At 71.1% G+C, this 13294-nt stretch carries 11 protein-coding genes; 6 read left to right on the forward strand and 5 right to left on the reverse strand.

Going from position 1 to position 13294, the window contains the following annotated elements; all coding sequences use genetic code 11:
• Positions 1–3: 3 nt before the first annotated feature.
• Entirely contained in the window at positions 4–1266 is a 1263-nt protein-coding gene (locus AB0B72_RS29895) for an ABC transporter substrate-binding protein (RefSeq protein ID WP_367742488.1), read from the reverse strand.
• 131 nt (positions 1267–1397) lie between these two features.
• Between AB0B72_RS29895 and AB0B72_RS29900 the strand changes: the two genes are divergently transcribed.
• The 5 genes from AB0B72_RS29900 to AB0B72_RS29920 all read left to right on the forward strand — a co-directional run bounded on the left by AB0B72_RS29900 (position 1398) and on the right by AB0B72_RS29920 (position 6390).
• On the forward strand, positions 1398–1904 hold the full coding sequence (locus AB0B72_RS29900) for a PadR family transcriptional regulator (protein WP_367742489.1): 507 nt from the start codon (positions 1398–1400) through the stop codon (positions 1902–1904).
• A gap of 31 nt (positions 1905–1935) precedes the next feature.
• Entirely contained in the window at positions 1936–2691 is a 756-nt protein-coding gene (locus AB0B72_RS29905; protein WP_367742490.1) for an ABC transporter ATP-binding protein, read from the forward strand.
• Between the two features lie 60 nt (positions 2692–2751).
• A complete protein-coding gene (locus AB0B72_RS29910; protein WP_367742491.1) occupies positions 2752–5022 on the forward strand; it encodes an FtsX-like permease family protein in 2271 nt (756 codons plus the stop codon).
• Positions 5023–5254: 232 nt separating this feature from the next.
• Positions 5255–5758, forward strand: a complete 504-nt coding sequence (locus tag AB0B72_RS29915; RefSeq protein ID WP_367742492.1) for an RNA polymerase sigma factor — start codon at positions 5255–5257, stop codon at positions 5756–5758.
• Positions 5755–6390 (forward strand): permease-like cell division protein FtsX, encoded by a 636-nt coding sequence (locus AB0B72_RS29920; RefSeq protein ID WP_367742494.1) that lies wholly within the window; start codon positions 5755–5757, stop codon positions 6388–6390. The genes AB0B72_RS29915 and AB0B72_RS29920 overlap by 4 nt, the downstream gene beginning before the upstream one ends.
• Positions 6391–6492: 102 nt before the next feature.
• On the opposite strand, the gene AB0B72_RS29925 is transcribed toward AB0B72_RS29920, so the two are convergent.
• From AB0B72_RS29925 to AB0B72_RS29940, 4 genes are all read right to left on the reverse strand, one after another.
• A complete protein-coding gene (locus AB0B72_RS29925) occupies positions 6493–7095 on the reverse strand; it encodes a superoxide dismutase family protein (RefSeq protein WP_367742495.1) in 603 nt (200 codons plus the stop codon).
• A 131-nt stretch (positions 7096–7226) separates the two neighbouring features.
• Positions 7227–8912, reverse strand: a complete 1686-nt coding sequence (gene treS / locus AB0B72_RS29930; protein WP_367742496.1) for a maltose alpha-D-glucosyltransferase — start codon at positions 8910–8912, stop codon at positions 7227–7229.
• A gap of 222 nt (positions 8913–9134) precedes the next feature.
• Positions 9135–10829: an asparagine synthetase B family protein gene (locus AB0B72_RS29935; RefSeq protein WP_367742497.1), complete on the reverse strand. Its 1695-nt coding sequence runs from the start codon at positions 10827–10829 to the stop codon at positions 9135–9137.
• A 95-nt stretch (positions 10830–10924) separates the two neighbouring features.
• Positions 10925–11593, reverse strand: a complete 669-nt coding sequence (locus tag AB0B72_RS29940) for a TetR family transcriptional regulator (protein ID WP_367742498.1) — start codon at positions 11591–11593, stop codon at positions 10925–10927.
• A gap of 89 nt (positions 11594–11682) precedes the next feature.
• Here AB0B72_RS29940 and AB0B72_RS29945 point away from each other — a divergent pair, with 89 nt between their 5' ends.
• Positions 11683–13104, forward strand: coding sequence for an FAD-dependent oxidoreductase (locus AB0B72_RS29945; RefSeq protein ID WP_367742499.1), 1422 nt, complete (start codon positions 11683–11685; stop codon positions 13102–13104).
• Positions 13105–13294: the final 190 nt, after the last annotated feature.

Below are 13294 nucleotides of genomic sequence, written 5' to 3' on the forward strand. Positions count from 1 at the left end.
GTTCTATCCTCCGGGCTGGATCACCTCGCCGAGCTGCTGTCGCAGCTCGGCGACGGTCTCTTCAACGGGTTCTGTCAGGGTGAGCGCGCCGGAGACGGCGCTGGAGATGACCAGGCTGACCTGGTTGTAGTTGGCGGTGACCGGACGCGGCCGGGCCGACAGGATCGACTCCTTGAGCACGGGCAGGTAGGGAAACCGCTTGATCAGGGCCGGGTCGTCGTACAGCTCGGCCCAGACCGGGGGGAAGGACCCCTCGGTCAGGACCAGCCGCTGGATCTCCCGGCCGGTGAAGTAACGGATGAAGTCGAGGGCCGACTTCTGCCGCTTCGAATAGGCGCTGATGGCGAGGTTGAGCCCGCCGAGGGAGCTGGATCCGGGGCCGTCGAGCCCCGGCAGCCTGGTCACGGCGAACTTGCCGTTCAGGGCCGAATGGGTGGCCGGGCCGTACGCGTGGGGCCAGTTGCGGGCGAACAGCAGCCGCCCCTCCTGGAACGCGAGCCGCGACTCCTCCTCCTTGTACGTCAGCGCCTCACGGGGGATCCACCCGTCCTTGACGCCGCCGGCGAGGAAGTCGAGCGCCGTCCGCGCCTTGCCGAGATCCATCGTGACCCGGCGGGCGTCGGAGCTGAGGATGGAGCCGCCCGCCGACTGCACCGCCTCGGCGAAGTTGACCGTCAGCCCCTCGTACGGCAGGAACTGCCCGGCGTAGCCCCCGATGTGGTACTTCGGGCCCAGGCGGGTGGCCTCGTCCCGGAGCTCGGCCCAGGTCCTGGGCGGCTTCAGGTGCTCCTTGGCCAGGATGTCGGAGCGGTAGTAGAGCAGCCCGGCGTTGCTCACGTACGGCGCGGCCCACAGCCGGTCGCGGTAGATGGCGGTGTCCGCCACGCCCTTGAGCATCTTGTCCAGGGGGACCTGGCTGCGGTCGAGCGGCACGATCCAGCCGGCGTCGGCGAACTCGGCCGTCCAGACGACGTCGAGCCCGAGCACGTCGTAGACGCTGTTGTGCGCCTGCAGGTTGGCCACCATCTGGGCGCGCTGCTCGTCGGCCGCCTCGGGCAGCTCCATCAGGGTCACCGGCTCGGCGGGATGCGCCCGGTTCCACCGCTCAAGCAGGGGGCCGAGGTACGCGGTGGTGTCGCGGCCGATGGCCAGTGTGATCGGGCCGGTGCCGCCGGTCCCCTGGGGGCCGCCGCTGCCGCCGTCGGTGAGCCCCGCGCATCCGGCCGCCACCAGGGCGGTCAGGACGGCGAGGGCTCGGCGGACCACGTGGCCTCCATATTAATTACCAGTTACATACGTGTTAGGTAGGTGCATGCATGTTATGCATAGCGGTAATGTGACATCAACGGATGGACCGATAACGCTCCAGTAACTGCTTCGAAGGCTGGGGGTGGCGCGTGCGGCAGTCGCTGCTGGCGCTCCTTGCGAAGGAACCTGCCCATGGGTACGAGCTGAAACAGGCGCTCGAAGCCATCTTCGGCGGCGCGTACCCGTCCCCCAACATCGGGCAGATCTACGTCACCCTGGGCCGGCTGGAGAAGGACGGGTACGTCCGGGCCGTCGACGTCGAGCAGTCGAACCGGCCGAACAAGAAGGTCTACTACATCACCGCGGCGGGCCGTGAGGCGCTGGAGACCTGGGCGGACGAGCCCACCGAGGGGCCACGCATCCGCGACGAGTTCTTCATGAAGCTGGTGCTCGCCCCGATGACCGGCCTGTCCGACCGGATGGCTCTTGTCAACCGGCAGCGGCGGCACTATCTGTCGATGATGAGAGATCTCGACGAGCTCGCCCAGCGCACCGACCCGGACAACCGCGTGGCCCTCCTGCTGATCGAGGGCGCCATGCTGCATCTCCAGGCCGACCTCGACTGGCTCGAACGCTGCCAGGAGGAGCTGCCCTGATGCCGCCGCTGTCTCCCCCCGGGGGCGCGGCATGACCGGCCCGCCCGTCGTCAAGGCCGTCAACCTGGTGAAGATCTACCAGACCGGCGGGCTGCCGGTGCCCGCGGTCCGCGGCGTCGATCTCACCGTCCAGGCCGGCGAGTTCATCGCCGTCATGGGCCCGTCCGGGTCCGGCAAGTCGACGCTGATCCACATGCTCGGCGGTCTCGACGTACGAACCAGCGGCGAGATCTGGCTGGACGGCAAGCGGGCGGACACGCTGTCGGAGAGCGGCTGGGCCGTGCTCCGGCGGCAGAAGGTCGGGTTCGTCTTCCAGTTCTTCAACCTGGTGACCAACATGACGGTGGCCGACAACGTGGAGCTGCCCGCGCTGCTCGGCGGCGCCTCCCCCCGCCATGCCCGCGAGCGCAGGGAGTACCTGCTGGGCGAGCTGGGGCTCACCGACCGCGCCGGGGCCGCCCCCGCGCAGCTGTCCGGCGGGGAGCAGCAGCGGGTCGCGCTGGCCCGCGCGCTCGCCAACCAGCCCCGGCTGCTGCTGGCCGACGAGCCGACCGGCAATCTGGACAGCCGCAACACCCGCGATGTCCTGCGGCTGCTCGGCCAGGTGCACCGGCAGGGCCAGACGATCGTCCTGGTCACCCACGACGCCCGCGTGGCGAGCATGGCCGACCGGGTGGTGAGCCTGCTCGACGGGCAGATCGTCGACGACGGCGCGATCCCCAGGAGCAGGCGCCGCCCGGGCGGCGCGACGGGCACCGCGGGCGACGTCGTCGAGCTGCGAGGCTGACATGCGAACCACCGGCCCGAGTGCCGTATGCCTTGCCGGGCCGGCGCTCCGGGGACCGGCGTGATCACCTGGCAGGGGGCGGAGGGCAGGTGGGTGCGGGCCGACCTGCGCGCCCGCCGGGGGCAGGCCGGGCTCACCGTCCTCGCGGTCGCCGGCATCGTCACCGCCCTGATCATCGCCGCGACCCTCCTTGAGGACGGAACCAACCCGTGGCGCGGCCTGTTCGAGCGCAGCCACGGCGCGCACGTCTGGATCCACAGCAAGGACGTCCCCGACGTCGCCGCGCTGCGGGGCCTGACCGGCGTGACCGACGTGGCCGGGCCCTACCGCAGCGCACCCGCGACGCTCGTGGACCACGGCCGCCGGGTGCCGATCGCCTTGCAGGAGACGCCGGCGGCCTTCCCCGCCGTGGCCCGCCCGCTGCTGCGCGAGGGGCGCTGGCTCGATGTCAGCCGTCCCGGCGGGGTGGTCGTGGAGTGGTCGTTCGCCAGGGCGCTCGGGCTGCGGCCCGGCAGCCCGTTCACGGTCACCGGCCTGAACGGCGCCACCCACACCCTGACCGTCACGGGCCTGGCGGAAAGCGGCGACCAGGGGTTCTACCCCGAGTGGACGCCGGGCCTGGCGTGGACGCTGGCCCAGACCCTCACCCTCGTCGAGCCGGCCCCCGGCCGCACCGAGACGGTCACGGGGCTGCGGCTGGCCGACCCCGGCGCGACCGACCTCGTCGTCCAGCGCGCCGTCTTCACGCTGCGCAACCAGGTCCAGCGGGTCACCACATGGCGTGAGGTCCGCGCGTCGATGGAGCTCGACAACCGGCTGCTCGGGCTGCTGCTCGCCCTGTTCGGCATGGCGGGCCTGGTCGCCGCCGCCCTCGCGCTCGCCAACGCCACCGGCGGCCGGGTGCTGACCCAGCTCCGCGACATCGCCACGCTCAAGTCGCTCGGGTTCACCCGCGGCCAGGTCACCCGGATGCTCGTCGTCGAGCACGGCACCCTCGGCCTGCTCGGCATCGTCCTCGGCGTCGCCTGCGCCCGGCTGATCACCGCGTACGCCCTGGCGGAGACCGTCGTCGTGCCGCTGTCGGCCGGCCCGCTCGCCGCCATCGCGGCCGGCACGGCCCTGACCGTGCTGCTGGCGGTCTGGCTCCCGGCGTGGCGGGGCGGCCGCACTCCGCCGATCCCGGCGACCTCCGCCGCGCCTCCGCGCGGCCACCTGTCGCGCCTCGCCCGGGTCGCCCTGCTCGTACGGCTGCCGCCGGCGCTCGTCCTGGGCGCCAGGGACGCCTTCACCCGCCGGACGCCCGCCGCCCTCACGATCTTCGGTGTGGCGATCCCGATGATGATGATCACGATCGGGCTGGGCTGCTGGGCCACGCTCGACGACTTCATCCGCCACCCCGAGAGCGTCGGCCAGGCGGCCGCCCTGTCCGTACGGCCCGGCGACCTGACCGCCGAGGAGGTGCGCGAACGGGCGATGGCCGACCCCGACGTGGTCGCCGCCTACCCGGGTGCCGAGCTCGACGCGCTCGTGCCCTGGCAGACGAGGACCGTGCGGACCCGGGCGCTCGGCCAGTCCGCCGATCCGTACCCCTTCCCGGTCGTGGAGGGCCGGATGTTCGCCGAGCACGGTGAGGCCGTGGCCGGGCAGGGCCTGCTCGACCTCCTCGACGTCCGCATCGGGGACCGGGTCCGCATGACGATCGGCGGGACGCCGCTGATCGTGCGCATCGTCGGGAGGGTCGTCGAGCCCGAGCAGGACGGCGAGGTGCTCTCGTTCGGCATCGACAGCCTGGCCGCCAAGGACGCGGTGCCGCAGTTCTACGACCTCGTGCTCCGCCACGGCGCCGATCCGGCGGACGCGCGGGCACGGCTGCAGGCGCAGGGGCTGGAGGTCGCCCAGGCGGTCAACCCGGCCGCCCGGCTCTCGGTCATCCGGGTGATCATCGTCGCGCTGGTGGTGGTGCTCGCGCTCATCGGCCTGGCCAACCTGCTCACCGCGAGCGCCCTCGGGCTGCGCGACCACGTGCTCGACCTGGCCGTGCTCAAGGCGATGGGCCTCACTCCGCGCCAGGTCATGGCGACCCTGGTCACCGGCACCGGGCTGCTCGTCGTCGTGGGGGTGCTGCTGGGGGCGTCCGCCGGGGCGCTGGCGTCGAGGAGCCTGATCGACATGGAGGGCCGCGGCAGCGGCGTCGGGGCCGGCATCGGACGGCCGCCGACCCCGGGGATGTTCGCCGCCGGTGTGCTCGTGGCGATCGGGGCGGCGCTGCTGGTCGCCCTCATCCCCGCACGCCGGGCCGCCCGCGCCCAGGTGCCGATCACGGCTCGCTGAGCAGCAGCCGCGTTCACCTCCCGGACTCACCTCCCGGGCGCCGCCCCGTACGGCCCGTGCTCGGGGACCGATGCCCGCGCTTCAACGGGCGCCTCGGCTTGCGGGGCGGGAATGCGCGGTGGGCCGCCCTTGACGCCCTCTGGTGTTCACAACCCGCCCGAGAGGAATCGGGGTCGCGGGGATGATTCCCTTTCTCGCGGTAATCGACGGACTCGAGAGGTCATTACTAGGTGTGGACGATTCCGAAGCGCGGCTCACCGCGTTATATGAGGAGCACTATCGCAGCGTGCTCAGCTATGTGCTGTTGCGAGCCGAGCAGCAGACGGCCGAGGACATCACCAGCGAGACGTTCCTGATCGCCTGGCGACGACTCGAGCGTGTGTCTGAACCGCCGTTGCCATGGCTGCTCGGCGTGGCCCGCAATCTGCTGCGAACGCAACGCCGGTCCCGGCTGCGTGGGAAGAGCCTGGTCGAGCGGCTCGCCGAACTGGCCCCGGCCGACGATGTCGCCGAGCAGGTGGCCGAACGGCAGGTGGCGCTGGACGCGCTCGCAAACCTGTCCGAGCGGGATGCCGAGGCCGTGCTCCTGGCCAGTTGGTACGGCCTCAGCCCAGCCGAGGCGGCGAAGATCGCGGGCTGTTCGGCTCGCACGTTCAACGTCCGCCTGCACCGTGCGCGCCGTCGCCTGGCCGACGCACTCGGCCTTTCCCGCCTCACCTTCCAGGAGCAGTCATGAACGACCTCGATGAGTTGATCGCCTCCCTGCGCCCCGACACCGAGGCCGCCTACCTGCGTCGCCGCGAGTCCGACCTGGCTCGCGCCTTCGCCGCTCCTCGCCGCCGCTCCTTCTTCCCACGGCTGCGATTGGCGGCCGTGGCCGCCGTCCCCCTCGTGCTGACCGGCGTCGTGGCCGCGGTCGCACTGGCACCCGACCCGTCGAAGGATCGCGTCGTCATGGCCGCGAGTGTGCAACAGCTTCTTTCGACCCGCACGGGCGAAGCGGCGATCATGGTGTTCCTGTGTAAGGAAAATCTTCCGGTGCCCGAGTGCGGAGGCCGCACGGACAACTCGGCGATCACCGAACAGCAGAAGGAGGCCGTCGAAAGGGCGCTGACCACGATGACCGGCGTAAAGAACCTAACATATATGGACAAAAGTGCCATGTATGACAGATTTCTTAACGACCCGCAGATCGGTAAGGACTCGATGCTCCGTCAAATCATGACGGTTGAGGACATGACCGAGGCGTTTCGGGTCACGATGAAGCCGGGCGCGGACTGGCAGCCAGTGATCGAAAGGGCGCAGGGGATGCCCGGGGTCGCCAATGCCGTCGACCAGAGAAAGGTGGAGGCACCGCCTCGAGGATGAGTCGCCGAGATCCGCACCGGTGGCATGTCAAGGCCGCGGGCACGGCCGGCTACGCCGCCGATGACGAAGGGCGGCGGAGGCCGTACGCCACCTCACGCCGGCTCACCGGCGGCTGATGACGCCGCAGGCGATCCGGCCACCGGAGTCGCCGGCCTTCAGAGTGGCCGCGTCGGGGCCTGCCCTGCCCGCCGTACGGTAACGGTCCGGGATGTTGGCGTCGTTGTCAGGCGCGGCGTGGAGGACGAGCGACGTGCCGTTCCCGGTGACGAGCCGGTCCACGGTGAAGCGGTCGGTCACGTAGGAGGCCGTGGCGGTGCCGTCTTCGCCGACCAGCAGGTCGGGCAGGTCTCCCGCGTGATCGGGATGGAGGCCCTGGCCCAGGTGCGCCCCGGCGCTGAAGAACGGGCCACCGGTCGCCGGGTCGGCCGACCGGGGGTCGCAGCGGCCCCTGCGGTGGACGTGGATGCCGTGGAAGCCGGGCGGCAGGTTGGCCGCCGTGACGCTGATCTTGACCCTGCCGTCGCCCTGGTCCTGCACCTGGACGACGCCGACCGTCTGGCCGCCCGGGTTCTTGAGCACCGCGCCCGCCGATCCGGGCGAGGGCGGAGGCGAGGGCGTCACGGCCCCGGCGCCTCCGGGTGCCGCGGCGCCCAGGCTCACCGGGCCGAGCGCCACCGTCAGGGCGAGGCATGTCTGCCGGAGCATGAGGATCTCCCTCCCGCCTGAGCCCGCGTGGAAAGCCGGGCCCTCCGGCCAGGGTAGGCACGGACCGCGGCGGCAGTGGGTCAAGCGGGCCTCCGGGCAGGGTCAAGTCGCGGAGGGGCGGTGTCCGATTCTCAGGAGCCCTCCACAGGGCCGGGGATGGCCAGCCAGTAGAAGCCGTACGCGGGGAGGGTCAGCAGGTAGGGCAGGTCGCCGATGGTCGGGAACGGGACGCCGCCGCGGCACTCGACCGGGGTCATCCCGCTGAAGCGGCGCAGGTCGAGCTCGACCGGCTGGGCGAAGCGCGACAGGTTGTTCACGCACAGGACCCGGTCGTCGCCCTCCTCGCGCATGTACGCCAGCACGCTCGGGTTGGGCGACCACAGCTCGGTGTAGCTGCCCGTGCCGAAGATCGGGTGCTCGCGGCGGATCTGCAGCATCCTGCGGGTGAAGTGCAGCAGCGACGACTCGCTCTTGATCTGCGCCTCGACGTTGACGGCCTGGTAGCCGTACACCGGGTCCATGACGACGGGCAGGTACAGGCGGCCGGGGTCGGCGGCGGAGAACCCGGCGTTGCGGTCGGGGCTCCACTGCATCGGCGTGCGGACCGCGTCCCGGTCCTCCAGCCAGATGTTGTCGCCCATGCCGATCTCGTCGCCGTAGTACATGACCGGCGAACCCGGCATGCTGAGCAGCAGCGAGGTGAACAGCTCGATCTGGTCCCTGTCGTTGTCCAGCAGGGGGGCCAGGCGCCGCCGGATGCCGAGGTAGGCCCGCATTCGCGGGTCCTTGGCGTACTCGGCGTGCATGTAGTCGCGCTCCTCCTCCGTCACCGTTTCGAGCGTCAGCTCGTCGTGGTTGCGGAGGAAGATGCCCCACTGGGCGCTCTCGGGCAGCTTGGGGGTGCGCGACATGATCTCGGAGATGGGCTCCCTGCTCTGCCGGCGCACGGCCATGAAGATGCGCGGCATCAGCGGGAAGTGGAACGCCATGTGGCACTCGTCGCCGCCGGTCATCGGGTCGCCGAAGTACTCCGTGACGTCCTCGGGCCAGCCGTTCGCCTCGGCCAGCAGCACCCGGTCGGGGTAGAGCCGGTCGACCTCGGCCCGGATCCGCTTCAGGTAGTCGTGCGTCTCGGGCAGGCCGGCGCACGAGGTGCCCTCACGCTCGAACAGATACGGCACCGCGTCCAGCCGGAACCCGTCCACGCCGAGGTCGAGCCAGAAGCGGATGACCTCCATCATCGCGTCCTGGACGGCCGGGTTGTCGTAGTTGAGGTCGGGCTGGTGGTGGAAGAACCGGTGCCAGTAGTACTGGCCGCGCACGGGGTCGTAGGTCCAGTTCGACTCCTCGGCGCCCACGAAGATGATCGGCGTGCCGGCGTAGCGCGTGGGGTCGTCGGACCACACGTAGAAGTCGCCGTAGGGGCCGTCCGGGTCGCTCCGGGAGGCCTGGAACCACGGGTGCTCGTCGCTGGTGTGGTTCATCACCAGGTCGGTGATGATGCGCAGGCCCCGCTCGTGCGCCGCCTCGATCGTCTTGACGAAGTCGCCCAGGTCGCCGAACTCGGGGAGGATCTTCAGGTAGTCGGAGACGTCGTACCCGCCGTCGCGCAGGGGGGACTCCTGCAGCGGCAGCAGCCAGAGGCAGTCGACGCCGAGCCACTTGAGGTAGTCCATCTGCTCGATCAGCCCGCGCAGGTCGCCGGTGCCGTCGCCGTTGGAGTCCTTGAAGCCCCGGACCAGCACCTCGTAGAAGACCGCCCGCTTGTACCAGCGAGGGTCCTGCGAGGTGAAGTCCTCGATCTCGGACGATGTCACGAGGCCGCGGTGGGGCGCCGGAGCCGGGTCAGGGCGGGGCGCAGCAGCAGCGTTCATGGGTTCTCGCAAAGGGAGAGGAGGGGCGCGTGATCAGGTCACGCCCGAGCATTGACGCTCGCGCCGTGTTGCTTTGGCGCTATTTGACCCAAATTACACCCGAAGAGGGCTGACCGAAAATACTGACAGCCCTCTGACATGCATTTTTTACCTGATTCTTTGCGGTCACGCACCGCTACGGGCCCACGGGGGCGTGAGGTCGCCGAGGTCGTCGCCGTAGTCGTCGAGCCACGCCCCGAACACCACCAGGCCGCGCAGCCAGAAGCGGGAGTTCCACGACCCGAACGCGGCGAGCGCGTCCGGCCCGCCCTCGATCACCTCGCCCATCTGCGGCGACATCAGGCCGGGGATCGAGGCGGCCCTGCGCAGCATCCGGTGGCTCCACTCGCGGGCCACCGGGCCGTTCGACCGCAACGGTACGCGGCGGTGCGGGAGGGCGCCGTTGGTCGACGGCAGCGCCGCCACCCGGGGGTTGGCCGCCCGCAGGATCTCGCGGTAGAACCGGCCGCCCTCCTTGCGTGTCACCGGCACCGACAGTGCGGCGTCGAAGAACTCGGGGTGGAGGAACGGGAAGACCGGCTCGGCCTCCGGCCCCACCAGGCCGATCGGCGAGCGGGCGATGCCCCGCACCGTCCGGGTGTGGAGCACGCTCAGCGGCAGCTCCGACCGGTGGCCGTGTAGCGCGGAGGTCGCCCGGGCGAAGGCCGTGCCGACCTGGTCGTCCATCCATTCCAGGGCCGCGTCGCCGAGCACGGGGATGTGCGCGTCGCCGGTGGTCAGCGACGCCAGCAGCGCCTCGCGCCGGGAGGCGCCGGTGCCCGCGCCGACGGCGTCCGCGCTGATCAGGAAGTTCTTCATCAGGGGCCCGCCGGCCAGCCCGTCGACCACCGGCCGTCCCCCGGCGTGGACCTCGCGGGCGAAGGGGGAGTACCAGGCGTGGTGGCTGGTCAGGTATTCGAGCCGCCGGGCCGCCCAGAGCGCCTCGTCGGGGAATCTCCCCGCGTCCTGCGGGACGATCCGGTGGGGAATGCCGAGCTCCCGCGTGATGTAGCGCGCGAAGTCGATGTCGTTGTCGAGGCCGTCGTCGGGGCTGGTCGTCCACGACTCGACGTCCATCCGCCGGGCCACGGCGACGCTCGCGAGCAGCCGCGAGTCGTACCCGCCGCTCACCGGCACCAGCACCCGCTCATACGGCTTGAGCGCGTCGTGGAGCAGAGCCACCATGTCGCCGCCGGTCACGCCCCGGTCCACCGGCTCCTCCCGCACCCACCGGGGGGCCCGCCGGTCCAGGCGCAGCCGCCGCTCCGTCCGCGACCACGTCAGCGCGGTCGCGCCGGGAAGCCGCCGGATCTGCTGGTACGGCGTGTCCTCCAGCAGCGGGAAGGTCAGCTTCAAGATGGCCGCCCAGGCCGCCCAGTTGACCTCGTACGGGTGGCGGGCCAGCGTGAGGAGCGGCTCGATGAGGCCGGCGAAGTAGATCGCGTCCCCGTCGGCCAGGTAGTAGACGTCGTCCAGCCCGAAGGCCCCCGTGTGCAGGGTCGCTCCTTCGGGGGCGTCGACCAGCCCCGGCGTCTCCCAGGTCTCGGCGACCTTCAGCCAGTCCCCGGGCGTGCCGTCCCCCTGGACCGGCCCCCGGCCTCCCCAGGCGTACGCCGTGGTCCCGGCCGCCTGGCTCGCCGTCGTGTCGCGGTACGGCTCCAGGGGGGCGCTCGCGAGCAGCGCGGCGTCCGGCCCGGAACGGACCGGGCGCACGGCGGGCCCGGACCGCGCGAGCAGATCGAGCCGCGCCTGGTCGAACGGCCCGATCGCACCACAGACGTACGGCCTGGCCTGGAAACGCGGCCACTCACCCTTGCGCACGGTTTGCCCTCCCTTGAACCGCAGCCGAGTCTACGGACCGCCGCCCCCGCTCGTGGGCACGTGACCCGGGCTGCCGGGCGGAATGGGGCGAACCGCTACCGTGATCTCTGGGGCTCGGTGGCCCGCGTCGTCAACTGGGACACAAGGTGCCCGGCCAGACCCTCGGACAGCAGGGTGAAGGCGTGTTCGGCGTCGGCGACCGCCTCCGCGTAGCGTTCGTCAGCGGACTGGCCGCCGGCCAGCGCCTGGGAGTTGTCCATCGACAGCAGCCAGTGCGTGCCCACCACCTGGCCGGCCGCCAGGCGCGCGGTCAGGGCGGGGACGCCGGCGGTTTCCTGGAGCGCCTCCGCTAGCGCCCGTTCGGCGTCTTCCTGAAAGTGGACCGCCCTCGTGCGCAGCGCGGGAGTCTCCCGGACCATGCGGGTGAGCGCGATGATCTCCGGGACGTCGTTGAGGCCGGTGATCGGGTCGCGGTTGCGCAGGCCGTCCAGGAAGTGGTCGCGGAGGGCCGCCAGCGGCCCGACGCCCGGCGGGCGGGCGCGCACCACGCGAGCCGCCTCGGTCTGGTGGTCGGCGAAGCGATGGACGACGAGGTCCTCCTTGGCGGGGAAGTACGCGAACAGGGTCCGCTTCGACACTTCGGCGGCCTCCGCCACCTGCGCCACCGAAACGTGATCGAACCCGCGTTCAAGGAAGAGCGCGATGGCTGCTTCCGAGATGGCGGCATGGGTCCGTGCCCGTTTGCGTTCACGCAGCCCTGTCATGCCCCCCACGGTACCAAATTCTGCACTCGTACCCTTACTGCACCTGGTATACATTTGCACCAAGTGGAGAGGTCGAGGCGGGAGGAACGATGGCGGATGTAATCGTGGTGGGCGCTGGGCCCACCGGGCTGACGGTGGCCTGCGAGCTGGCTCTGGCAGGGGTGGAGGTACTGGTGGTGGAGCGCCTGCCGTACCGGATCAAGCAGACCAAGGGCGGTGCGATCCAGCCGCGCACACAGGAGCTGCTCGAGCTGCGCGACCTGCTGGAGCCGATGCGGGCCAGCGCGATGTCACGCGAGCCGGTAGGCGGGCACTTCGCGATGCTGCCCGTGCCGCTCGACTGCACGGCGTGGGACACCGCGCACCCCTACCCGCTCTCGGTCCCGCAGTGGGAGATCGAGGAGGTCCTGGAGGAGCGTGCCACAGCGCTGGGGGGCAAGGTGCTGCGTGAGACACCGGTCACCGCGGTGGAGCAGTCGGAGGACGGCGTGGTGGCGACGGTCGGCGACCGACGGATCGCGGCGCGCTATCTGGTGGCCTGCGACGGCGCGCACAGCACGGTCAGGAAGCTGCTCGGCGTGCCGTTCCCCGGAAGGCCGGGGACGTACACGGCGATGCTGGCCGACGTGCGGCTGTCGTCGGTGTCAGATCTGGTGCCCAAGACTCTCGGGCACATCAGCACGCTCACGCGCGAGGTCGACGACCGCTGGGTGATGTTGGTGCCGATGGGCGGCGACCGCTACCGGTTCACCGGCGGGGCGGCGGGCGAGGAAGAGCAGGCCAAGGACAGGCCGGTCACGTTCGAGGAGATCGCCGAGTTGCTGCGCGTCGTGTACGGCGAGCAGACAGTGCTGGCGGCGGTGGACAACGCCTCATGGTTCGGCGACGCCACCCGGCAGATCGAGAGCTACCGGGTGGGCGACGTGTTCTTCGCCGGCGAGGCCGCGCACATCCACCCGCCGTTCGGAGGGCAAGGCCTCAACCTCGGCGTGCAGGACGCCTTCAACCTGGGCTGGAAGATGGCCGCGGTACTGCGGGGCCGGGCCTCGAAGGACCTCCTGGACACCTACCACGCCGAACGGCATCCGGTCGGTGCCTGGGTCCTGCACATCACCCAGGCGCAGCGCGTCTTCGCCAACCCCCGGCCCAGCGCGGACGTCATCGAACTGCGCGAGGTCTTCACCGATCTGATGCGTCTGCCGGAGGCCAACAGACATCTGGCGGGCCTCATGTCGGGGCTGTCGCACTCCTATGACCTGCCCGGCGACCACCCGCTGGTCGGTCATCGAGTCCCCGGCCTCGACCCGTCGCTGTTCCTGACCGGAAGGCCGGTCCTGCTCGACCTGGGCGGGATCCTCCCGCCCGACCTCGGTGCCACGCGCGCCCAGTCGGTGGACGGCCTGCCCCAAGCGGTTCTGGTCCGCCCCGACGGCTACGCGGCGTGGGCGGCGGACACGGCTCCAGACCTGGACGCACTCCTCGGCGATCCGTGCCGGCCCCTCCTGGCGTAGGCCTGAGTGGAGACAGGCCGGTGCATGCCGTAGAGGACGGTGGCGTCCGCGGCGGGCGCGGGCTACGGAAGGATCTGCCCGCTCTTGGAACGCTGCCGCGACAGCCCCATCCGTCGCTCCGTCAGTTGTCGGTCGGGTCGCAGGGGCCTGTGACTTGTGAGGTCGATGATGTCTGGCCTCTGGCTGAGAT

This window comes from Microbispora sp. NPDC049125 (assembly GCF_040802045.1).
In the GTDB taxonomy this organism is placed as follows: Bacteria; Actinomycetota; Actinomycetes; order Streptosporangiales; family Streptosporangiaceae; genus Microbispora.